Genomic DNA, 22040 nt, shown 5'->3' on the forward strand with positions numbered 1-22040 from the left:
TTATATTTCTTCACTAACTTGGTAAGACCGTTTACATTGTGACACAGACGGTCTCTAAAGTATTTATAACTAACAGTTTAGACAGCGAGGAACTTGTGAGCAAAATTAAACCCACCGATAGAGAGGATCGGTGGGCTGACAAAAGGGTAGGGCGTTGGATTCAGGTTGAAAAGTCACCAGGAGCGAAAAAAATTTATCAGGACTTACGCAACATCACCACATAGTAAGGGCAACCACAGGGGGATTACCCATACAAAACGCTATATGTATAAGCTTTGCGTAAGTCCTGTTTATCTTGGATGGTGGATAACTCACGCGATCGCGCCAGTTATCCACCATCCGGGTATCTGAAGAGCAATCTCAGGCAGAATTTGGCAAATAACTTACCATAATTTTTTCTAGCGCCATACGTAAATCATCCCGTCCTTGAAAGCTATCAATGCGGTGAACCACCTTGCCGTTTTCAATCAGGATGATCGTTGGTAGACTCTGGAGGCGATAAGTATTCGCCAGTTTTAAATTTTGATCGGCATTAATTCCGACTAATTTGACTTGTTCGCCCCATTCTGATTGAACTCTGGTCAGCAGGGGGTTAATCAGCCGACATAATCCACACCAGGGTGCCCAAAAATGAACCAAAACTGGGGTGGAAGATTCTAAAACTTCTTGTGTAAACGTCCGTTCGCTAACAGAAAGCACCATGATTCCTCTAGTTTTATTTGCTTTTACTATTGAAAATCAGCCAAAAGGAGGAAGTAAAGCAGTCAACAATGAAGTAAACTCTCTCAGCTTACTCTAGCGCAACCAGTACACCAGTGCGTATCTACACGTCTAGGCATCTATGGGGACGCTAAGACGGTAGAACCAGAGCGTAATTAAGCTGAAAGTTATTTGGGATCATGCTACATCCATTTGGGATCGCGTGGCTCAGCATAATTGCGGAACTACCATCTGACACGAGCTGTCGCCTGGATCAACCAAGGGTGCGCCCACCACAACAGCAGAATGAAAGCAGTGACCCCCAGATAGGCAGGGCGGAGAAACTCCTGCCATTTCAGGGTTTGACGCCCTTGCAGGAGCGCCTGGAAGGGGACAACGGAGGTGCGAACTTTCACTGCTTCAAAAGCTTCCCCATAGCGATCTAAAAGACGGCGATCGCCATGCCAAACTGCGAATAAATGATGCAGCACTAGCCCCACTGAAGTTAAGAGAGTAAAAGTCGTGCCAATCCAAAGCGTATGGGCAATACACCAAATCACCTGTCCGACCATTTGGGGATGCCTGGTGATGCGGATAATGCCAGTTTCGTAAAGATGCACTTGAGGCTTTTCGATGGCGGCAATTTCCAACAAGTTGAAAGTCGCTGGATAAAGAAACAGAAACGAGATCACCGAAAGTACCCACACAACCGACTGGACGCCAGGGACGCCCTGAACTTGCCACAGTTGTAGCCCATCATAACGATGATTAATGAAATAAACGATCAACACCACCGCTAGGGGAAGACTGACGAGGGCAAATAGGATGCGGTAGAGTCGGGGACCGATTTTTTTTTCGCCCCAAGGACGCAGTGCGGCGAGACCACTGTGAGCGATCGCAAACCCTAAAAGCAGTCCTAGCATTGTGTAGTGGCTAGGAGTCAGAACGCCAAAGAAATTCATAAACTTTTACGTAATTTCCAGTAGAAAATAGACCCCCCAAGTATTCCCTGAGAGACTTGATCTCGTGTTGTGTTACTGTCGATGACTGAGAGGCTTTACAACGAAGTGGGCTATCAATCGCTTGAGTTAAGCCCTATCTCTCGCAAGAGAGCGCTTAGCGATCCTTCGGTCATTGGTGATGGGTCATCGGTCAAATGTCAGCAGCAACCAACAACTGACAACTGACAACTGACAACCGACAAAAAGCTAACAGATCGCCGAGCTTTATGCCTCAGTCGCTCCTTTCCCTTTTCAGGTAAAGCCTGTATGTCTGACCTTCCTTTCACTTTAGACCAACTCCGCATTCTTAAAGCGATCGCTGCCGAGGGAAGCTTCAAGCGTGCCGCCGATAGCCTGTACGTCTCCCAACCCGCTGTCAGCCTACAAGTCCAAAACTTAGAGCGGCAGTTGGATGTGCCGTTGTTTGACCGGGGAGGACGCAGGGCACAACTGACGGAAGCAGGGCACCTACTTCTCAGCTACGGCGAAAAAATCCTGACGCTTTGTCAAGAAACCTGCCGCGCCATTGAAGACTTGCAAAATCTCCAGGGTGGCACCCTGATTATAGGAGCTTCACAGACAACAGGAACCTACCTACTGCCCCGAATGATTGGGATGTTCCGCCAGCAGTATCCAGATGTGGCGGTGCAATTGCACGTTCACTCGACGCGCCGCACGGCGTGGAGTATCGCCAACGGGCAAGTTGACCTGGCAATCATCGGGGGAGAGGTTCCTTCCGAACTACAAGAAGCATTAAAAATTATTCCTTATGCTGAAGATGAACTAGCGCTGATCTTGCCAGCCTTACATCCCCTCTCCAAAATCGGTACTATCCAGAAAGACGACCTTTACAAATTGCAGTTCATTGCCTTAGACTCCCAATCCACCATTCGCAAGGTAATTGACCAAGTGCTAACCCGCTGCGGCATCGATACCCGACGCCTCAAAATAGAGATGGAACTCAACTCGATTGAGGCAATTAAAAATGCCGTGCAGGCAGGACTTGGGGCGGCGTTTGTCTCCCTATCGGCGATCGAAAAAGAGCTGCAAATGGGCATCCTCCACTACGCAAAAATTGAAGAGGTGGTGGTCAAGCGGATGCTGTGGGTGATTGTTAACCCCAATCGCTACCGCTCCAAAGCAGCAGAAGCTTTTAGCCAAGAAATTTTACCCGCCTTTGCCTCCCCCGGATGGGCAAAGGAAATGGAAGCGTCATCTCCAATAGAAGCAGATGGGTTCAAGGCAGCTGCTCCTAACTCCGCAGGCAGTTAATTTCAGTTTTAGCCAGTTGTTAGTTGCTAATAGCTAATAGAAGTATGGCTAATAGCTCTTGAACAATTAGCAATTACCAACGCTCGATTAGCCCTCATGGAAATTTACTGCACCCGTCCCGGCTGCCCTCGCCCCCTGAATTTTTTTGCCGATCTTGATGACAACAACCTTGTCAAAACGGTGCAGCAGAAGTATTGCACCGCCTGTGGAATGCATCTGATTTTAGATGGTCGGTATCTATCGACAAAGCTGTTAGGACGTGGGGGATTTGGGGCGGCGTTTTTGGCACGCGATCGCCGCACGCCTGGAATGCGCCGATGCGTAGTCAAACAGTTTCAGCCTGCGGGAGATTTAACGCCGCCGCAGCTACAAATTGCCCAAAATCTATTTGCACGGGAAGGAGAAGTTTTAGAAGAACTGGGCAGCCATCCTCAAATTCCCGACTTATTTGCTTTCTTTGATATCACAGTCCCCAGCATCCAACCAGGAAAGCAAGACAAGTTTTTCTATCTGGTGCAGGAATTCATTGATGGGCATAACTTGGAAGAGGAACTGGCGCAGAAGGGGAAGTTCTCCCAAGACGAGGTGTTGTTCTTGCTGCGAGAAATCCTCCCGGTACTAAAGTTTGTCCATAATAGTGGCTCCATCCACCGAGATATCAAGCTCTCCAACATTATGCGCGATCGCAATGGTCGGCTTTATCTGTTAGATTTTGGTGCTGTTAAGCAGGTGACGAAGGCAACGCCTGGTGGATCGTCAACCGGAATTTATTCAATGGGATTTGCACCGCCAGAGCAAATGGCTGGGGGTCAAGTGTATCCCTCAACGGATTTGTATGCTCTGGCGGTGACTTGCATTATCCTACTCACGGGCAAGCAGCCAACCGAGTTATTTGATGTCTACAAAAACCAGTGGAATTGGAGACCTCATGTGACTGCGAGCGCAAGCATTGCAGTAGCCAGAGAGTGGAATCGCTTCGCCGATATTTTAGACCAGATGCTATTGCCTGCACCAAATCAACGTTTTCAGTCCGCTGATGAAGTGCTGCACGCCCTCACTCCTTCATCACCGTCACCTCCGCCTCCGGTACCAGCTCAGATGCCCCCCCGCGTCCCTGCTCCAGCCGCCACCTCTCCTCCAACTCCAGTCCCTACTCCCCAGCCGCCCGCCCCCATTTCTCAACCCTCGTCTCGACGCAGATTTTCTCTACTGGAGGTTTTAGGAGGGGCAGCTTTTACTGGGTTTGAAGGTGGATTATTGTTTATTGCTTTGGGCAGTTTGCTGTCATCCCCAGGGCTAAGCATTGGATTATTGGGGATGACGATTGGGGGTCTGCTGTTTGCCCAATACCGCCGCGTTATTGAAAAATTTGATTTATTGATTATTGCGGGAATAACGCTGGCGATTATGCTGTTCTTTCCCGCCTTGCGAGACGGGTTTACCCTTCAGTTGGTCGTCTTTGTGGCTATGTTAGCTGGAGCAGGCGCGATCGCAGTGACTGCTCTATTTCGCCTAATTTATAAATTACTTGCTAATTTTCTCTAAGCTAATCGTGAGCTTCCTGAGTAACCATAATGTCTCAAAAGAACGAAACCCCGGTTCTGGTCTTAGCTCTCCTATTAACCTTGGGGTTGCTGGGCGGCGGGTTTTGGTGGTTTACGAATCGGTCAGGCGTTGATTTAGGAGGTTTGCGGTCTAATCCAACCAACCAATCTACACAATCCACAGGGGAAACTTTTGCTCAGTTACAAGGCGTTCCATCGGGACTTTTTAGCTACGGTGGCAGCACAACTTGGGCACCTATTCGTAAAGAAGTAGACTCAGACATTCAAACTGTCTGGCCTAAGTTTGTGCTACGCTACACCGACCCCACGACTGGTGCCCCCGGTTCTGGCAGTGGCATCAAAATGCTGTTAAACAACCAGCTGGCTTTTTCTCAATCTTCTCGCTCCATCAAAGATGAGGAATATCAGCAGGCTCAAGCCAGAGGCTTTACTCTCAAAGAAATACCAGTAGCGATTGATGGAATTGCCCTCGCCGTTCACCCAAACCTGAATATTCCCGGTCTGACCATTACCCAGCTTAAAGACATTTATACCGGCAAAATTACTAATTGGAATCAAGTCGGTGGCTTGAATCTCCCCATCACGCCTTACTCTCGCCGGATAGAAGAAGGAGGCACCATTGAATTTTTTGCCGAAAATGTTTTAGGGGGGCAGAACTTTGGTGCCAATGTTCAGTTTATCGGCACGACGACCGAAGCCCTGAGACAAGTCGCTGATAATCCTGGCGGCATCTACTACGCCTCGGCTCCGGAAGTGGTCGGTCAGTGTACCGTTAAACCGCTGCCGCTGGGTCGGAACTCCAATGAATGGGTGCCCCCTTATCAGGAGCCTTTCGTACCTCTTTCCCAATGTCCAAGCCAGCGCAACCAGCTAAACGCTGCTGCCTTTCAAAGCGGTCAATACCCAATTACCCGGAGATTGTTTGTAATTGTCAAACAAAATGGTCAAATCGACCAGCAGGCAGGCGAAGCTTATGCCAAATTGTTGCTAACGGCTCAGGGTCAGGACTTGATTAGCAAGGCTGGATTTGTCAGCATCCGCTGAGCAAATCGCTCCTTTGGCAACCACCAATTTATGCTATGACCTTGAACAGGTCAGCATTGTTGACAAACTTGCAAGCGGTTATGTCCCAAAAAAACGAAACCACGGTTCTAGTCTTAGCTCTCCTGCTCACTACTGCCTTATTGGGCGGTGGCTTTTGGTGGTTTACCAAACGATCTGGTGTTGACCTTGGTGGTTTAAACAAAACCACCAATCCCAGTGATTCTGCTGCCAACAACCGGGATCAGCCCTATAGTTCGACACCATCCACGGGTGAAGGCTTTCCCGAAGTGCAGAAGGTTCCCACTGGGCTGTTTAGCTATGGTGGCAGCACCTCTTGGGCACCGATTCGACTCGCAGTAGACTCTCGTATGCAAGCGGCGCGACCTGAGTTTCGGCTGCGCTATGTTGAGCCAAATACCGGCTCTGCTAGCTCTGGCGCTGGCATCAAAATGTTACTAGACGGGAAAATTGACTTCGCCCAATCCTCCCGACCGATTCTTCCTGCCGAGTATAACCAGGCACAGCAGCGAGGGTTCGGTCTCAAAGAAATTGCGATCGCGATTGATGGATTGGCAGTCGCTGTTAACCCAAACCTGAATATTCCAGGTTTGACCTTAGATCAGCTGAAATCTATCTACACGGGTAAGATTACGAACTGGAAAGAATTAGGCGGTCCGGATATCCCCATTAAGCCGTATTCTCGTTCCCTTAATGCCGGGGGGACGGTGGAACTGTTTGTTGAAGAAGTCTTGAACGGTCAACCTTTTGGTGCCAATGTTGAATTTGTCTCCACCACGACTCAAGCACTGCAAAAACTTGGTGGTAGTCCTGGGGGAATTTACTTTGCTTCTGCGCCAGAAGTGGTGCCACAATGTAGCATCAAGTCTTTGCCAGTTGGGCGAAGAACGGGTGAATTTGTAACGCCTTACCAAGAGCCTTTTGTGCCGCTTCAAACGTGCCCTGGTCAACGCAATCAGCTGAACATTAAGGCTTTCCAAACGGGTCAGTACCCCCTGACTCGTAAGCTGTTTGTGATTGTTAAACAGAATGGTCAGAGAGAACAGCAAGCTGGTGAAGCTTATGCGAATTTGTTGCAGATAGAACAAGGACAGCAACTGATTTCTGAGGCTGGATTTGTCAGACTCCGCTAATCAATTGCTGTTAGCGATTAATTACTCTGGTTTGAGAGGCGATTTAAAATAAAATTTTTAACGCCTAAAAAGAATTTAATTAGACTTATCAATAAGCCCTATTTCTTCCTGCTTAACCATCCATGTCCCATAAAAACGAAACAACGGTTCTTGTTCTGTCACTATTCATTACAGCAGGTCTTTTGGGGACTGGTTATTGGTGGTTCAAGAGCAATTCCGGTACGCCAATTGCTCCGGAAAAACCCGATTCGGTGCAATCAAGTCAAGTGCCTATAGCACCAGGTTCTATAAGCGCTCGGATTAGTGTAGGGGAAAAAATTTTAGTTGCGGCTAACACGAACTCGGATAAACAAGCCGGGGTGCAAGCCTTTGCAAGTGGGGATTTTGCTGGCGCGATCGCTAAGCTACAATCATCTCTGCAAGCGAATCGCAACGATCCAGAGGCTTTAATTTATCTCAACAATGCCCGGATTGGCAAGCAAATCAGCTACACCATTGCAGTCTCTGTACCGATTGGCAACGATATTAATGGAGCTTTAGAGATGTTGCGCGGTGTCGCTCAAGCTCAAACTGAAATTAATCAAGCCGGGGGAATTAAAGGAATTCCGTTGAAAGTAGCGATCGCTAATGACGACAATAATCCAGAAATTGCCAAACAAATTGCTACCACATTGGTCAATAATCCAGACGTGTTGGGTGTTGTCGGTCCTTATTCCAGCGATGTCACTTTGGCGGCAGGAACTACTTATAATGATGGCAAATTAGTCGTCATTTCCCCGACTAGCACCTCAATTAAACTTTCCGGTTTTAGCCGCTACGTTTTTCGGACTGTTCCCAGTGACTACGTGGCAGCCAGGGCATTATCTGAATATATGCTCAACAAATTGCAACGGAAAAATGCAGCCGTTTTCTTTAATTCTCGGAGTGCCTATAGCCAATCGCTGAAATCGGAATTTGTCACTGCTGTGTCGTTGGGAGGAGGACAAGTATCGAATGAGTTTGACTTATCCGAACCCGGTTTTAGTGCTGCTAGGAGTATTGAACAAGCGATCGCTCAAGGTGCCCAGGTGCTAATGTTAGCAGCGAATACAGAGACTTTAGACAAAGCCCTGCAAGTCGTGCATCTGAATCGCAAACGATTCACTCTCTTGGGGGGAGATGATGTTTACACGCCCAAGACTTTGGAAGTTGGAGGTGAGGCAGCAGTTGGGATGGTGCTGGCAGTGCCTTGGCATATCAATAGCGATTCGACATCAGAGTTTCCCCGCCAATCCAGACAACTTTGGGGTGGCGATATAAATTGGCGCACCGCTTTGTCTTATGACGCTACGCGGGCTTTGATTGCAGCCTTGCAACGCAATCCGACCCGAACTGGAGTCCAAGCAGCCCTCAGGGCATCGGATTTTTCTACTACTGGGGCATCAGGCATCATCCGGTTTTTACCGTCAGGCGATCGCAATGCTGCCGTCATTTTAGTCCGCAGTCAACCGGGTACCACCTCAGGCACCGGCTACGATTTTGTACCGCTTCGTCCTTAATCAGCTGCTAGCCATGAGCAAGCAATAGCAAGGACAACAAACTGATGGCAATACGCCCAAAACAGCTAATTATTGTTAGCACTCAAAGCAGACGCCGGTAAACAGAGCAAACTCTCCCCTTGAGTTCTGATTAATCCTTTTTGACGTAACTTACCCATTAAGCGAGTCACGGTGACGCGAGTAGAACCAATGGCACTGCCAATTTGGGCATGAGTCAGGGGAAATGGTAGACAGTAACCGCTATCTTGAGGTTCGCCAAATTCTTCGATCAACAGCGTCAGGAATCCCAACAGCCGATCGATTGTCCGTCGCTGTCCCAGAGTACTCAGCCACAGTAGCTTGCGCTGGTGCTGATACCGAAACGCATCAAATACCTCGCGCCGGAAGTGAGGCCAGTTGTCCAGGTCATGCCAGTACATCCAAACTACAGAAGTTTGATCGACGTGGGCATAAGCCTGAAGGGTAAACGGTGACTGGGCAACAATTTCAAACGGTTGTCCTGCACCCACGAAGCCTAAAAAAGCTTCTTCTGGACTCAAACGCAGGGCTTTAACAGCGGAACTACTGGTGTTGGCACTAACTTGAGCCGTGCCGACTAAGCGGACTGCACCCCGTTGGACTAGATACAAAAGTCCTGGTCTAGCTGGAATCCGCTCATCTTTACTAAAAGTCCGATAACGGTAGTGTTCCTGCGCCCAGTCTAGAATCCGTTGCCAGGTTAAAAAGGGTCGAGATACCTCTGATGTGGAGGATGGTGAATGCATAAGTGGCAGCGATGATCTTTTATAAATTTTACCAGGATTACAAGGTAGCAAAAAATACTTCCTCATGCGCCTGCTTGAGTTAGATATTCTTCTGGGAAAGTTCTAACCTTAGGTAGAGGCAAGAAAACTAGACTAGATAAGAGAAATACGTTTTTGAAAGGGAGTGAGTGTGAAGGTGAATTTACCTGCTGTTAATTGCCTATCTCTGAAGCAGCAGATGCTTATTCAGCTACAAGCAGCTATCGGTTTGTACAGAGAAAGATACATTCTCGACAAGGACGCGATCGCTTCGCATCTGACAGAGAAAAATGTGCCGTTGAGTGCTGAGCTGATGACTGTTGCCGGAATCTCTCTCCAGCGATTTCAGGGGAGTACGGGCATCCTATACAGGTCGAGTGTAGCGCTCAAACTTGCGGCTCTCTGGCACCTGCCAGCACTAGAGATTGCAACTGAGCTAGCTGCCTATCTCTGTGCTAGCGTCGATGACGCTCAGGGAAAGGTGGGTTTACAAAATTTGACAATTCAAGTCATTCCTCCCGGTTTCATTGATTTCCAACTCACCGATGCGGAAATAGCCCGTTGGTTGCAGCTTTTGGTGTCAGGGGAACTGAGTCAAAGCCAGGGAGTTCCCAATTATTCATTACCCATTACCGATTACCCATTACCGATTAGTTGTCCCCAACCCTTATCAAGTCTTTCAAAAGTACAGTACATTCATGCCCGTTGCTGCTCTTTGCTGCGCTTAGGGCATCGGGAGAATCTAATCCAGCTCAATGACTCGCTGGCGCTGATGCTAGTCTACCCAGAGCCAATTCCTTGGCTGACTGCGGACGGGCAACTCCAGTTGGTTCATCCAGCAGAACGCCGCTTGATTGCCCTGTTGCTGGAGTTGCTAGATGAACTGGGGGGCATGAATCAACCTAAGTGGGTAAAACGGGCGTTTGATGCGAGTCAGGCTTTTGAAACCTTTTACAGTGAATGTCGCATTTTTGGCGAAGTCAAGACTCAGACGCCCCATCTGGCGCAGGCAAGATTGGGGTTAGTGGGAGTAACTCGCTCAATTTTGAAATTACTCTTGCAAGACAGGCTGGGCATTTTGGCACCCATAGAACTTTAGTCTCACCATCGTCTACCCCTAGTTAGAAAATTTTATAAAAAGCACTAGACAAATGGAATGATATGAAATATTATTGCTCTTGTGTGAGGAGCGAACCAGTGAGAGGACCGAGACGAAACACGGCCAGTCGTCGGTCCTCTTTCTGATCTAAAGGGTTTTAAAGTAAAAACATTTCAATGGCAGCGGCGGCACCATCTTTCTCCACACTAGGAGCCACCCACTGCGCGATCGCTTGAACATCTGCGGGTGCATTCCCCATCGCTACACCAATCCCAGCGTATTCAAGCATCTCCAAATCATTAAAGTTATCGCCAATCGCCATCACATTAGCGGCGTCTAGTCCTAATATCTCTTCAGCTAAGTAACGCACTGCCGTTCCTTTATTCACACTGGGGTGAGTCGCTTCAAAGAAAGTCGCGACAGAGGTTGTCAGGTAAAGTTCGGCTGGGGTGTAACGCTTTCGCAACGTCCCCAGCAAATTGTCAATCACGGTAGTGTCGTCACATAGCGCCAAAACTTTCGTCGGTTCAGCAATGGAGAGGGCGTTACGCAGGTCGCCAACCACGATAGGCTGGATGCCAGAGCGTTGTGAGTAAGCTTTGGTTGCTGATGTCAGTTCTCTGACATACAGCTGATCGTTGATGTAGAAGTGGACGGAAAGTAGCGATCGCCATTCCGGCTCCTCAAAGTATTCCAACAATTGCAATACCATTAGCTTAGAAACGGGCAAGTGACGGAGAAATTGCTGGGTGACGGGGTCTTGAATCCAAGCACCTTGATAAGCCATCACCGGCAACGTGGAGCCAACATCTTGATGGAAGCGCAAAGCAGAACGATACATCCGACCTGTAGCGATCGCAATGTGAATACCCTTTGCTTGAACGGCACGAATTGCCCGAAGTACAGGTTCTCTGATAGTGTTGGATACACCGGCAATCGTGCCATCAATATCTAAAACTAATAATCGAATCGCCTTGGCATCTAAATGGGGAGAGCTTACCTCAACTACCTGGTTAGAAAAAGAAGGGTTTGACATGAGTTGTTCGTTGTTCGTTGTTCGTTGCTAGAGTAACCAAACCTCTAAACACTAACAACCAAAAACTAATAACTCCTTAAAAGACTATGACCGAGGCAAAGAATCGCTATCGCGCCAGTCGTCGGGTTTTATTTGCGACGCTTTGGCTCACCTTGTTCGTTTTATCAGTTAAAGTTTCAGCAGGTTGGACAACGCGATCGCTCAGTCTGTTAGCGGAGTCGCTGCACACCCTGATTACCAGCTTTAGTATCTTGTTGAGTTTGCTGGTCACTGCCGCACCCGACCGTCTAGCAGGGCGGGAAGTGCATGGTCATAGCAAACTGGAAAGCGTGGCAACGCTTCTGCTCGTAGCTTTTTTGGGCTTTGCCTGCTTAAATTTGCTGGGAATGTCCGCCCAACAGCTAGCCGCTGCGACCAGGGTTGTCGATCTCCCGTTTCCCACCGATGTGAGTCTACCCCTGATTCAATTGCTGGGAGTGGTTGTCGCCACGACCCTTGCCCTGGCGCTCATGGGCGTGTACCAAGCCAGAGTTTTAAATAGCCCTGCTGTGCGTTTTAATGCCATTCAGTTGTTAAAGGATGTGGGGCTGACCATCTTAGTGTTAGCAGGCTTCGTAGGAGTGATGTGGGGTTTCTTCTGGCTCGACGTGATGCTGGCAGTTTTTTTAGTCCTTCTAGCCGCCAGAAGTTGTTGGTACGTAGTGAATTGGCAGTTACCGCTGATGGTGCAGCAGACTGCGATCGCTCCTGAAGTTTTGGCCCAAATTGCCCGTCAGGTTGGGGGCGTCACCCACTGTTACCAGATTGAGTCACGAGGAATTGTCGGGCGTTTAGTGTTGGTGCAGATGCATCTAATTCTGCATCCAGAGTTTATGGGGATTGCTTCTCTAATTGCCGAGCGCATTGAGTTGGCGATTCGAGAGCGCTACGGTCCCATTCAAGCCATTTTCTATATTGATGACGATGTTCGAGAGCTGGAAAACTACAGCTTCTCCAATCCAACTTTAGAAGTGAACGGTATTCCTTATCGACGAGATGAGACACACAGCCAAAATTAATCAGGACTTACGCAAAGCTTACACATATAGCGTTCTTGTCGGTTCAATCCCCCTGCGATAGCGAAGCGCCGACCTGTCGGTTCGCCCTCAGATATGGTGATCTTGCGTAAGCCCTGTTAATTTTGAGTGACGCTTCTGGTAGTTGGGGACTAGCACTTCATCCCAATTCAGGCTTGTTGACGCTTCACTTGCGATTCGTCTTTTGTCCCCCAATTGATCGCGGGGTTGGGGGAATCGAAATGTAAAGCAAATTTTGCCAGATCCGCCTTGACTGCCCGATCCCATTAGTAATTTTTCATCGCCCGTTCCATATCGCGCTTATCATCGCGCCGCTTGATGTCTTCGCGCTTGTCGTGCAGCTTTTTACCTTTGCCAAGACCCAAAGTAACTTTAATCCAACCCCCCTTCAAATACATCTTCAGGGGTACTAACGTTAAGCCTTGCTGTTCCACCTTGCCAATCAGCTTGCGGATTTCTTGGCGGTGCAGCAGCAATTTGCGAGTGCGACGGGGGTCATGGTTGAAAAACGCGCCGATGCCCTTGTAGGGTGAAATGTGGACGTTCAGCAGCCATATCTCACCATCGCGAATCAGGGCATAGCCATCTCGTAGATTGGCCTGACCCAGACGAATCGATTTGACCTCGGTGCCAGTTAACTCCATTCCCGCCTCATAGGTTTCCAAAATTTCATAGAGGAAACGGGCTTGCCGGTTATCGCTAAGAATTTTTATACCTTCGTTCTTTTCACTCATTGCAGCCCAGCTGTGGAAAACCTTCTCTTAACGTAGCCTTAAAACAGAACCAGTTGCAACAGACTACAGAGGGAGCAAGGGAGCCGGGGAGAAGATCAATTACTCATATCTTGCACCGACTCTGTTAACCCGCCAGCGATTCAAATCACTGGCTAATAGCTGAAGTCCAAGTTGCAACAGACTACAGAGGGAGCAAGGGAGCCGGGGAGAAGATCGCAGGACTTACGCAAAGCTTATACATATAGCGTTTTTTCGGGTTCAATCCCCCTGTGGTTGCCCACACTATGTGGTGATGTTGCGTAAGTCCTGGATCAATTACTCATATCTTGCACCTACGCTGTTAACCCGCCAGCGATTCAAATCACTGGCTAATAGCCCAAGTCCATTAAAATGGACTGAAACTCCTTATTAGTCCTCTTCAGAGGACTTTCGCTATAAGCTGTGGAACTTGAGTTCCGGGCTGGTTATCGAGTTGGTGCAAGATATCAGATTACCAACTATAGCGGTTCTTACTTGACTCAACCCTTGAACCGCTATAATTACCCATTCCCTCAGTTAAAAGGGAATGAGTCTTAGGATAACTTCGAACCGCTATAATTACCCATTCCCTCAGTTAAAAGGGAATGAGTCTTAGGGTAACTTCTTGGAGGCGGCTACCAGGGTTCATATCTCGTCGATACGTTGCACCGACTTCCCTGCTTCTGGATGCATCTTGGCGCTCTGCTGAAGTCTGGGAAGCAGATTGGGCAGCTTTTTCGGCTTCCGCCTTTTTTTCGGCTTCAGCTTGGAGATGCTGCTTTTCGGTATACTCCGCACTCTTGGCTAAAGCTCTCGCATAGGTAGGAGTGTCTTGGGAAATCTGTTGCAGATAATTTAACGCACCCGCAAAGTCTGTTACAAATGCCCGCTCGTAGGCTTGTTGTAACAAATAATCAGCTTTGATATGTTGCTTTTGTGTATATTCTGCAATCTTTGGTTGAATTTTTGCCCCAGCAGGCGTTTCTTTGGGAATTAGTTTGAGATAGTTTAGGGCGCTGGTAAAGTCTTTTTCTGTTGCTCGCTCGTAGGCTTTTTTTAATAATTGTTGAGATTCTGCTTCAATTTTGGGTTGAGCTTTCTGAACAAGTGGCTCTATCTTTTTTTGCCAGTAGGAAATTTTTGGAATCTTACGAGCTGCCTCTAGCATATCTAACCACCGGCTTTCCTTAAATGCTTGTTCGGCGGCTTGAAATTGAGCGGCAGCGGTATGCCACTCTTGGCTCCACTCGCGCGCGGTGGCTTGAGCTTCTGGATAGATGGGGCTTTTTGCGGGAATGGATTTTGCCAGGGCGATCGCGCTTTGGAAATCTCCCGTCTGATATTTCTCCTGCGCTGTAACTAAAATGTCTGATGAAGACTCTGACGGAAAAGCATTCAGCAGAGAATAAAGTCCGCCGGTTATCACCAAACTATTCGCCGCAATCCCAATTCCAAGTCCAGTCAGTATAGGAGAATGTTGAGGTTTGTAAGAGCGAGTATTTCCCTCGGCTTTACTTGAGTTTTGAAGTGGAAATTCTTTAATTGTGGCTTTTTGAGTTTCTTTTTTTTGACGATGAACGACTGCCTTCTGTACGGGTGGCTGATTGGTTGTCTTTACTACTGATTTCTGGCTTCCGTCTAACGACTGGAGGGCTTGCAGTACCTCCGAAGCCGACTGGTAGCGGCTTTTGAAGTGGTAGCGTACCATCTTGTTTAGGACAGAAACTAAGCGATCGCTCAGGAGACGCATTGAGGGACTGCTGATAAAAAGGTGCTGCCAGATCAGCTCACCCGTCTCAGGATCTGCTTTTAATTGTGCAGGTTCCACGCCGGTTAATGCTTGGATGCCAATCACTCCCAAAGCATAAATATCGCTATTCCGGCGGGGATGTCCGATGAGTTGCTCTGAGGGAATGTAGCCTAAACCACCAACAGCCAAGGTCGTGTTGCTCTGTGCTAGATCGGGAGTTGAATGCTGTGGCTGCGCTGCACCAAAATCTACTAAAAATAACTTGCCATCCTCGGCGCGTCTGACTAAATTGTTCGGTTTGAGGTCGCCATGAATGATGCCGTGACTGTGAACAAATGCCAGGATACGCAAGACTTCTTGCAGCATTTCAACAACTTCGGTTTCCGTCCAGCGTTTGACGCAACCTTGGCTCATTGGCAGTTCCGCACTCAGCTGATGTCCTTGAATAAATTCTTGTACCAAATAGAATTCTTGGTTTTCTTCAAAGGAGTCCAACAGATGGGGAATTCGGGCATGGTTGCCAAGTTTTGTCAAGATTTCTGTTTCGCTGAGGAACCGACGCCTTGCACTTTTCAAACTGTGGGGGTCTAAACTTGCAAGACTAAAGTGTTTGACAACGTATTTTGGGTTGCCTGTTTGGTGAATGTCTTCGGCAATATAAGTCTGTCCAAAAACTCCAGATATCAAGAGTTGGACAATTTGGTAACGCTCTTTTACTAATTTTCCAATCATGGAGTAAATTGCCAGCTCGTTATCTAGTGAATTTTCAAAACACATCTAGATAATTTTTTCAGCAACTTACATCTATTTCCGGAAGCCAGTGATATGTGCTATGCAGCTAGGCGACACCGCTCGTTACAGTTCACTGTAGTGGCGTCGCGGGTGGTACGGCTGGTGTAATCGACGGGGTCGCCGCTGTTACTCCTGGTGTGGTCGGTGTGCTTGGGGGGTTAGATTGGGCAAGACCTAACGTGGAGATAGCGACGGGCGCTGAAAAGGCTAGAAGAGTAGTAAAGACAAACTTTTTTATCATTTGTGTGCCTATGGTTAACTTTTATCAAAAGAGGCAGGTTGCATATTGACAAAAGTAAGTTTCAGCTCACCAGCAATCCCCTTGCTATGGGTAGAGTCAATCGCCTACCCTGAGAAAGACGTTTGAGCTGAGAGCGATCGCGCGATGGGGGGTTGACTGGAAGCTGCGGTGTGTCCAGAGAAGCGATCGCATCAAATCACCTGATGGATTGATTTCACCTATGTAGGTGGAGTTAGGCAAGTTCTTCTGTGCCAAAATCGATTTCAATGATTGCGCGATTTTTCTGCAAAGACGCTTTCCTAACGCTAACGGCTACGAAACTACATGAACTTAGTTATCGGACAAACACTGGGAGGACACTACCAAATCATTAACTCCTTGGGAGGAGGAGGGTTTGGTCAAACTTATCTTGCCCAAGATATGTATCTTCCTGGCACCCCTCGATGCGTTGTTAAGCTACTCAAGCCTCAAGCAACCGATCCCCAGACTTTGCAAACCGCGAGACGCCTATTCGAGACGGAAGCAAAAGTTCTGCACCAGTTAGGGAATCACGATCGGATTCCTCGACTTTTCGCTTACTTCGAGGAAAATCAAGAGTTTTATCTGGTTCAGGAATTCATTGAAGGTGGCGATCTTAGCCAGGAACTACCTACAGGCGGTAGCAGTGGAGTAACCCCGCCGCTATCTGAGGATGAAGTGATTTCTCTGTTACAAGAGATTCTGGAAATATTAGAATTTGTCCATCAACAAAATGTTATCCACCGCGATATCAATCCTCGTAATTTAATCAGACGTCAGCAAGATAACAAGTTAGTTTTAATTGATTTTGGTGCAGTTAAACGAATTAGCACTCAAATAATTAATGGGGCGACAAGTAACTTTACTGTTGCCATTGGTACTCCAGGCTACTTACCGAGCGAACAAGCGAACGGAAACCCCAAATTAAGCAGTGATATTTATGCGGTAGGAATGATCGGAATTCAGGCGCTCACCGGCTTATTTCCTAACGAATTACCAGAAGATTCCAAGACGAGTGAAATCATTTGGCGCAACTATTCGTCAGTCAGCACCCCTCTCGCAAATGTTTTAGACAAGATGGTGCGTTATGATTTTCGGCAGCGCTATCAATCTGCTGCTGAAGCATTGCAAGCTCTCAAAGATTTGAAGATACCGACGGGTGTCACAATCATGGTTGCACCATCTGTAAAATCACCCGTTCGTCCTACAAGTCAGAAAAAAAACAAAAAATCACGTTCGCTCCCCTGGAAAATTTTAATCTCAACGATTGTCTTAGGATTAGGAACAGGTGTAGCAATTTTTATGGTTAATTTTATTAACTCTTCTAATGCGACTGACTTGTATAACCGAGGCAAGACATTTTCGGAATTAAATCGGAATGAAGAAGCGCTCAATGCTTATGACAAAGCAATTAAAATTAGACCAGACTACCTAGAAGCGTGGAATGGTCGCGGTCAAATTCTCTTCAATCTGAAAAAATCAAAAGAAGCAATTGAAGCTTATGACAAAGCCATTCAGATTAGCCCAGAATCCTTTGAAGCTTGGGCAGGTCGCGGCTATGTACTGGATAAATTGGAGCAATACAAAGAGGCTATTGCTTCTTTCGACAAGGCTTTAATTATTAATCCCAATTCACTAGAAGTTTGGAATGGTCGCGGCGAAGCAATGACTAATTTGCAGCAATATCAAGAAGCAATTGAATCTTTTGATAAGGCAGTGCAATTTAAGCAAGACTACTATCAAGCTTGGCATAGTAGGGGCTGGGCGTTGCATAATTTGCAAAAATACGAGGAAGCGATCGCGTCTTATGACAAAGCTGTAGAATCCAAATCCGACTACTCCCAAGCTTGGTACAATCGGGGTAACTCCCTAATGAGCTTGCAACGTTATCAAGACGCGATTGAATCTTATGACAAGGCGGTAAGATTTCAACCCAATAACTACAAAGCTTGGCATAGTCGAGGTAATGCGTTAGTGAATTTGCAGCAATATAAAGATGCAATTGACTCGTATAAACAAGTCACTAAAATTCAGCCAAATTACTCTAAAGGATGGTATGGGATTGGTTGGTCGCTACATCAATTACAACGATATGAAGAAGCGATCGCTGCCTATAACCAAGCGATAAAGTTCAATCGAAATGATTACCTCATTTGGTACAATCGAGGTAATTTACTTTATAATTTGAAACAATATCAAGAAGCGATCGCGTCTTATAATCGAGCCGTTGCCATCAAGCCAGATCACTACGAAAGCTGGTTCAGTCGGGGCAATGCGTTGTTTAATGTGAAGCGGTATGAAGAAGCGATCGCATCTTATGACAAGGCGATTCGATACAAGTCAGATTACCAACAAGCCATAGAAGCCAAACAGCGATCGCAGAATCAATTGAAGCAGGAAAAGCTGACTGTAAAAGCAGTTGCAGAGTCAGCTAAACCAGCAAAGCTGAAGGGTGAGAAAAAGAAATAAGTTGCTGTGCGTTTAAAATACATAGCGATCGCGTCGGTTTGGTAATGGATAAATTGAAATGCTTTTATGCCCACCCTACTGATTGCGATCGCTGCAATTTTAAAATGCAATGCTAGATTGCCAATGTTTCAACTCTACAACATCCTTAATTTCGGTGATTATTACTGTACCGAATTCTGGCTCCTGCCCATTGCAACTTTTCGCGGAGTGTCTGGTAATAAGAATAGTTTTCCCGCAAAATAATAAACTTAGCCAGACAATTTGCCATACGGATATCGACGCGCTGTCCGGGCCAGATGGCAGTTGCCAAGACACCATCCATCCATAATTTAGTGTTTAATTCGTAGTCAGCTAAAGGCCAAACGCTGACGACAGAACCAGAAGGGATGACAATTGGGCGACTCGCCAGACTCAGAGGGCAGATGGGCGTAATGGTAATCGCTTCCATGCCAGAGTGGACGATGGGGCCATTGGCAGAGATAGTGTAGCAAGTGGAGCCGGTGGGAGTAGAAACAATCAGTCCATCTCCCTGATATTGATCGACCACCTCTCCATCAATTTCCATTTCTAAGATGGAAGTAATCATACGGTCGGCGGAGGCAGGTTTGATGCACATTTCATTTAGTGCGAGGAAGCGATCGCTCACAGGCTCCATATTCGTGCGATTCCCCTCAAATAATGCCGCTTGCAACATCATCCGCCGCTCGATTGCATAGCGATCTTCGCAAAGTCTGTCCCAAACCTGCTCCGTATCTTGAAAATCCTCAAACGGCTGGGTTAAAAATCCCAGGTGTCCCCCCACATTCACCGCCAAAATCGGGATACGATCGGGAGACAGATGCCGCGCCGCAGCCAAAGCCGTGCCATCGCCGCCCAATACTATCGCCAGATCGATTGGATGCATTGCAGAAGCCAAAAACACTGGATAGGGGTTATCCTTGGCCCCACTTGGCCCCATCAGTACGTGGCAATTGCGTTTTTCCAGTTGTTTAGCACATTTTTCTGCCCAGCTGCGGCTGAGGGCATCTCCTGCCTTGTGTGCAATGATGACGTTTTTTAGCTCCAATTTGCCTTTACTCAATCGAGGTTAGCTATTTTTCAAGATACCTATCGCTCTGCATTTGGGCTACCTTTCCGTTTTTCCCACCCCGTTCGCAGTGCTACCGCGTACACACAAGTCGGCAGACCTCACCCCAAGCTATTCTGGCAAGGATAGGTAAGTTGTCTGCGCGGGCATTGAAGGCAGAAAATCTGCTAAGCCTAAGTAGCGTATTCCTTCTGGGGTAACTTCAAAGCGGCAGGGTAATACTTCCACGCCTTGGGCAACCGCATCGCGCAACAATTTCCCATACAGTGGATCGGTACTGTCTCCAGGAGCAAAATGAGTACAGTCACCTCGATTCACAAAATAAAGCATCACCGCCCGCGTCCGAGGAATTAACGCAGTCAGTTCCCGCAGGTGCTTTTGTCCTCTTGTCGTTACTGTATCGGGAAATAGCACCAGTTTCCCTTGCGCCCAAGTCGTGCTTTTGACTTCCAAATAAATTGGTAAATCGGAGTCATTCCCAGTCAGTAAAAAATCTACCCGACTATTTTTTTCTACCCCATACGGCACCTCAAAGCGAACTTGGCTGTAACTGCCCAATGTTGGGAAAAGGAACTTTTCTAGCGCTAACTTAATGACCCGATTTGGCAAAGCTGTATTCACTCCCACCCAAACGGGTTCGGTATCGTAAACTTGAATCATTTCCCAGGTATAAGGCAATTTCCGCTTGGCATTGTCGCTATACGACACCTGCACGGGACTACCGGGCGTTGAAACCCCAGTCATCGGACCGGTATTTGGACAATGGGCGGTGATTACCTCCCCAGACGCTAGTTCAATATCGGCAAAGAAACGCTTGTAGCGTTTGAGCAAAATTCCGGAGGAGAGAGTCGGGTAGCGGTAGAGCCAATCCATAGTACTTTTAACGCAGAGGTAAGGCAGGGAAATCGTAAAGGAGCGCAAAGGAGATTTTAACTTGGCGTACCTTGGCGTTAACCTTTGCGTTTAAATAAGATGAGCCAATTGAGGGATTGTTAACCGTTCGTGACTGAAAAGCAGAAAACCGCTCGGACACTCGCTAGCATTGCCGGAATTGTGGCAGTTGCTACGCTGATTAGTAAAATTTTTGGGTTAGTGCGCCAACAAGCGATCGCCGCCGCTTTTGGCGTGGGTGTCGTTGCCGATGCCTACAACTACGCTTATGTGATTCCTGGCTTTTTGCTGATCTTACTGGGTGGCATCAATGGCCCTTTTCACAGTGCGATTGTCAGTGTTTTGGCCAAGCGCGACAAATCGGAAGCCGCGCCCCTAGTGGAGACGATTACAACGCTCGTAGGCGGGATACTCCTACTCGTCACGATCGTCTTAATCGTGTTTGCGGGTGTTTTTATTAACCTGGTGGCACCCGGTTTAAGCGAGACGCCGCAAGGAATGCAAGTGAGAGCGATCGCCATCCAACAATTACAGATCATGGCTCCGATGGCGCTGATGGCTGGGCTGATTGGGATTGGTTTTGGCACCTTAAATGCGGCGGATATGTACTGGCTACCCTCCGTTAGCCCCTTATTCTCCAGTATTACCGTAATTGGCGGACTGGCAATCTTGGCGCTACAACTCGGCAACCAAATCAACCTACCCCAATACGCCGAAGTGGGAGGACTGGTGTTGGCGGGGGGAACCCTTGCCGGTGCCCTGTTGCAGTGGCTAGTCCAACTCACTGCCCAGTGGCGGGCTGGCTTGGGTAAGTTACGCCTGCGCTTTGACTGGCATCAGCCGGGGGTCAAGGATGTCCTGAAGGTGATGGGACCGGCAACGCTTTCCTCCGGGATGCTGCAAATTAACCTCTACACCGATTTATTTTTCGCCTCATATATCCCCACAGCAGCGGCTGCTATGACCTATGCGGGACTTTTAGTCCAAACGCCCCTAGGAATTATCTCGAATGTAATTTTAGTACCCCTGCTGCCCGTTTTTTCGCGGCTTGCTGCCCCTGAAAATTGGCCCGAACTCAAGCAGCGGATTCGTCAAGGATTACTCCTGACTGCCATTACTATGTTGCCTTTAAGTGCCCTGATGGTGACGCTAGCAACCCCCATCGTCCAAGTGGTTTATCAACGCGGAGCCTTTAAATCTAGGGCATCTGAGTTGGTTGCTTCAGTGCTGATTGCTTATGGCATCGGGATGTTTGTTTATTTGGGGCGCGATGTACTGGTGCGGGTATTTTATGCCTTGGGCGATGGAGAGACGCCTTTTCGTATCAGCATTGTCAATATCTTCTTCAATGCCCTGCTAGATTATATTCTCGTTCAAGATTTCGGCGCACCCGGTTTGATTTTAGCCACGGTGACGGTGAATACGATTTCAGTGGTGGCGCTAGTTTGGATGTTGAACCGCAAGCTCAACGGCTTGCCTTGGCAAGAGTGGAGTTTGCCAATTTTGGGTTTGACAGGTGCTAGCTTTTTAGCTGGTTTAGCCAGTTGGGGTGTCAGTACAGGTTTTCAACAAGTTTGGAACGCGAATGGGTTGCTGGTGCAGTTATTGCAGGTAAGTTTAGCTGCATTCGTTGGCTTGAGCGTTTATGCTTTCTTGGCGACGCGGCTGAATTTGCCAGAAATCGATATTTTTGTGTCGCGGATTCGCCAGCGCTTTGTGAGATAGCGAACCGACAGGTCGGCGCAACGCGCGATCGCACTTGAGCTTGCTCAATCAG

General features: G+C 47.8%; 20 protein-coding genes. 10 read left to right on the forward strand and 10 right to left on the reverse strand.

Translation table 11 applies throughout. From position 1 onward, the window contains the following. Positions 1-95 precede the first annotated feature (95 nt). A complete protein-coding gene (locus ACFW2W_RS13465) occupies positions 96-224 on the forward strand; it encodes a hypothetical protein (protein ID WP_378178639.1) in 129 nt (42 codons plus the stop codon). Between the two features lie 136 nt (positions 225-360). On the opposite strand, the gene ACFW2W_RS13470 is transcribed toward ACFW2W_RS13465, so the two are convergent. After that, entirely contained in the window at positions 361-702 is a 342-nt protein-coding gene (locus tag ACFW2W_RS13470) for a thioredoxin family protein (RefSeq protein ID WP_378178642.1), read from the reverse strand. 242 nt (positions 703-944) lie between these two features. Beyond that, the gene (locus ACFW2W_RS13475) at positions 945-1661 is read right to left on the reverse strand and encodes an NnrU family protein (protein ID WP_378178645.1); all 717 of its coding nucleotides are present in this window, start codon (positions 1659-1661) and stop codon (positions 945-947) included. 306 nt (positions 1662-1967) lie between these two features. Between ACFW2W_RS13475 and ACFW2W_RS13480 the strand changes: the two genes are divergently transcribed. From ACFW2W_RS13480 to ACFW2W_RS13500, 5 genes are all read left to right on the forward strand, one after another. Further along, positions 1968-2972 (forward strand): LysR family transcriptional regulator, encoded by a 1005-nt coding sequence (locus tag ACFW2W_RS13480; protein WP_378178648.1) that lies wholly within the window; start codon positions 1968-1970, stop codon positions 2970-2972. Positions 2973-3068: 96 nt separating this feature from the next. Beyond that, a complete protein-coding gene (locus tag ACFW2W_RS13485) occupies positions 3069-4517 on the forward strand; it encodes a protein kinase (protein WP_378178651.1) in 1449 nt (482 codons plus the stop codon). Between the two features lie 29 nt (positions 4518-4546). After that, a complete protein-coding gene (locus tag ACFW2W_RS13490) occupies positions 4547-5581 on the forward strand; it encodes a PstS family phosphate ABC transporter substrate-binding protein (RefSeq protein ID WP_378178654.1) in 1035 nt (344 codons plus the stop codon). Between the two features lie 80 nt (positions 5582-5661). Then, on the forward strand, positions 5662-6732 hold the full coding sequence (locus ACFW2W_RS13495; RefSeq protein ID WP_378178657.1) for a PstS family phosphate ABC transporter substrate-binding protein: 1071 nt from the start codon (positions 5662-5664) through the stop codon (positions 6730-6732). Positions 6733-6854: 122 nt separating this feature from the next. Next, positions 6855-8270, forward strand: coding sequence for an ABC transporter substrate-binding protein (locus tag ACFW2W_RS13500; RefSeq protein ID WP_378178660.1), 1416 nt, complete (start codon positions 6855-6857; stop codon positions 8268-8270). A gap of 65 nt (positions 8271-8335) precedes the next feature. On the opposite strand, the gene ACFW2W_RS13505 is transcribed toward ACFW2W_RS13500, so the two are convergent. Then, entirely contained in the window at positions 8336-9034 is a 699-nt protein-coding gene (locus tag ACFW2W_RS13505) for a Crp/Fnr family transcriptional regulator (protein ID WP_378178663.1), read from the reverse strand. A gap of 175 nt (positions 9035-9209) precedes the next feature. On the opposite strand from ACFW2W_RS13505, the gene ACFW2W_RS13510 reads away from it, so the two are divergent. Then, positions 9210-10151 (forward strand): DALR anticodon-binding domain-containing protein, encoded by a 942-nt coding sequence (locus tag ACFW2W_RS13510; protein ID WP_378178666.1) that lies wholly within the window; start codon positions 9210-9212, stop codon positions 10149-10151. A 157-nt stretch (positions 10152-10308) separates the two neighbouring features. On the opposite strand, the gene ACFW2W_RS13515 is transcribed toward ACFW2W_RS13510, so the two are convergent. Then, positions 10309-11187: a Cof-type HAD-IIB family hydrolase gene (locus tag ACFW2W_RS13515; RefSeq protein ID WP_378178669.1), complete on the reverse strand. Its 879-nt coding sequence runs from the start codon at positions 11185-11187 to the stop codon at positions 10309-10311. 86 nt (positions 11188-11273) lie between these two features. Between ACFW2W_RS13515 and ACFW2W_RS13520 the strand changes: the two genes are divergently transcribed. Beyond that, the gene (locus ACFW2W_RS13520) at positions 11274-12245 is read left to right on the forward strand and encodes a cation diffusion facilitator family transporter (protein WP_378178672.1); all 972 of its coding nucleotides are present in this window, start codon (positions 11274-11276) and stop codon (positions 12243-12245) included. Positions 12246-12529: 284 nt separating this feature from the next. Here the strand turns inward: ACFW2W_RS13520 and smpB are convergent, their stop codons facing one another. From smpB to ACFW2W_RS13540, 4 genes are all read right to left on the reverse strand, one after another. Further along, positions 12530-12997 carry an SsrA-binding protein SmpB gene (smpB, locus tag ACFW2W_RS13525; protein WP_378178675.1) on the reverse strand — a complete coding sequence of 156 codons (468 nt, stop codon included), beginning with the start codon at positions 12995-12997 and terminating at the stop codon, positions 12530-12532. Positions 12998-13610: 613 nt separating this feature from the next. After that, positions 13611-15497 carry a protein kinase gene (locus tag ACFW2W_RS13530; RefSeq protein ID WP_378178678.1) on the reverse strand — a complete coding sequence of 629 codons (1887 nt, stop codon included), beginning with the start codon at positions 15495-15497 and terminating at the stop codon, positions 13611-13613. A gap of 130 nt (positions 15498-15627) precedes the next feature. Continuing rightward, entirely contained in the window at positions 15628-15798 is a 171-nt protein-coding gene (locus tag ACFW2W_RS13535) for a hypothetical protein (protein ID WP_378178681.1), read from the reverse strand. A gap of 96 nt (positions 15799-15894) precedes the next feature. Continuing rightward, the gene (locus ACFW2W_RS13540) at positions 15895-16053 is read right to left on the reverse strand and encodes a hypothetical protein (protein WP_378178684.1); all 159 of its coding nucleotides are present in this window, start codon (positions 16051-16053) and stop codon (positions 15895-15897) included. Between the two features lie 69 nt (positions 16054-16122). On the opposite strand from ACFW2W_RS13540, the gene ACFW2W_RS13545 reads away from it, so the two are divergent. Next, positions 16123-18285: a tetratricopeptide repeat protein gene (locus tag ACFW2W_RS13545; RefSeq protein WP_378178687.1), complete on the forward strand. Its 2163-nt coding sequence runs from the start codon at positions 16123-16125 to the stop codon at positions 18283-18285. Positions 18286-18430: 145 nt separating this feature from the next. Here ACFW2W_RS13545 and ACFW2W_RS13550 read toward each other — a convergent pair whose 3' ends face one another. Continuing rightward, positions 18431-19351 (reverse strand): NAD(+) kinase, encoded by a 921-nt coding sequence (locus ACFW2W_RS13550; RefSeq protein ID WP_378178909.1) that lies wholly within the window; start codon positions 19349-19351, stop codon positions 18431-18433. Between the two features lie 132 nt (positions 19352-19483). After that, the gene (sfsA, locus tag ACFW2W_RS13555) at positions 19484-20245 is read right to left on the reverse strand and encodes a DNA/RNA nuclease SfsA (RefSeq protein ID WP_378178690.1); all 762 of its coding nucleotides are present in this window, start codon (positions 20243-20245) and stop codon (positions 19484-19486) included. A gap of 129 nt (positions 20246-20374) precedes the next feature. Between sfsA and murJ the strand changes: the two genes are divergently transcribed. Continuing rightward, a complete protein-coding gene (gene murJ, locus ACFW2W_RS13560; protein WP_378178693.1) occupies positions 20375-21988 on the forward strand; it encodes a murein biosynthesis integral membrane protein MurJ in 1614 nt (537 codons plus the stop codon). Positions 21989-22040 lie beyond the last annotated feature (52 nt).

Source organism: Coleofasciculus sp. H7-2, assembly GCF_042747725.1.
In the GTDB taxonomy this organism is placed as follows: domain Bacteria; phylum Cyanobacteriota; class Cyanobacteriia; order Cyanobacteriales; family FACHB-T130; genus FACHB-T130.

Excerpts from the sequence above, each read along its gene's own strand:
- smpB (WP_378178675.1), bottom strand. The coding sequence starts at position 12,997 with ATGAGTGAAAAGAACGAAGGTATAAAAATTCTTAGCGATAACCGGCAA.
- ACFW2W_RS13485 (WP_378178651.1), top strand. The coding sequence starts at position 3,069 with ATGGAAATTTACTGCACCCGTCCCGGCTGCCCTCGCCCCCTGAATTTT.
- ACFW2W_RS13500 (WP_378178660.1), top strand. The coding sequence starts at position 6,855 with ATGTCCCATAAAAACGAAACAACGGTTCTTGTTCTGTCACTATTCATT.
- ACFW2W_RS13490 (WP_378178654.1), top strand. The coding sequence starts at position 4,547 with ATGTCTCAAAAGAACGAAACCCCGGTTCTGGTCTTAGCTCTCCTATTA.
- ACFW2W_RS13505 (WP_378178663.1), bottom strand. The coding sequence starts at position 9,034 with ATGCATTCACCATCCTCCACATCAGAGGTATCTCGACCCTTTTTAACC.
- sfsA (WP_378178690.1), bottom strand. The coding sequence starts at position 20,245 with ATGGATTGGCTCTACCGCTACCCGACTCTCTCCTCCGGAATTTTGCTC.
- ACFW2W_RS13530 (WP_378178678.1), bottom strand. The coding sequence starts at position 15,497 with ATGATTGGAAAATTAGTAAAAGAGCGTTACCAAATTGTCCAACTCTTG.
- ACFW2W_RS13535 (WP_378178681.1), bottom strand. The coding sequence starts at position 15,798 with ATGATAAAAAAGTTTGTCTTTACTACTCTTCTAGCCTTTTCAGCGCCC.
- ACFW2W_RS13545 (WP_378178687.1), top strand. The coding sequence starts at position 16,123 with ATGAACTTAGTTATCGGACAAACACTGGGAGGACACTACCAAATCATT.
- ACFW2W_RS13520 (WP_378178672.1), top strand. The coding sequence starts at position 11,274 with ATGACCGAGGCAAAGAATCGCTATCGCGCCAGTCGTCGGGTTTTATTT.
- ACFW2W_RS13470 (WP_378178642.1), bottom strand. The coding sequence starts at position 702 with ATGGTGCTTTCTGTTAGCGAACGGACGTTTACACAAGAAGTTTTAGAA.
- ACFW2W_RS13515 (WP_378178669.1), bottom strand. The coding sequence starts at position 11,187 with ATGTCAAACCCTTCTTTTTCTAACCAGGTAGTTGAGGTAAGCTCTCCC.
- ACFW2W_RS13475 (WP_378178645.1), bottom strand. The coding sequence starts at position 1,661 with ATGAATTTCTTTGGCGTTCTGACTCCTAGCCACTACACAATGCTAGGA.
- ACFW2W_RS13495 (WP_378178657.1), top strand. The coding sequence starts at position 5,662 with ATGTCCCAAAAAAACGAAACCACGGTTCTAGTCTTAGCTCTCCTGCTC.
- ACFW2W_RS13480 (WP_378178648.1), top strand. The coding sequence starts at position 1,968 with ATGTCTGACCTTCCTTTCACTTTAGACCAACTCCGCATTCTTAAAGCG.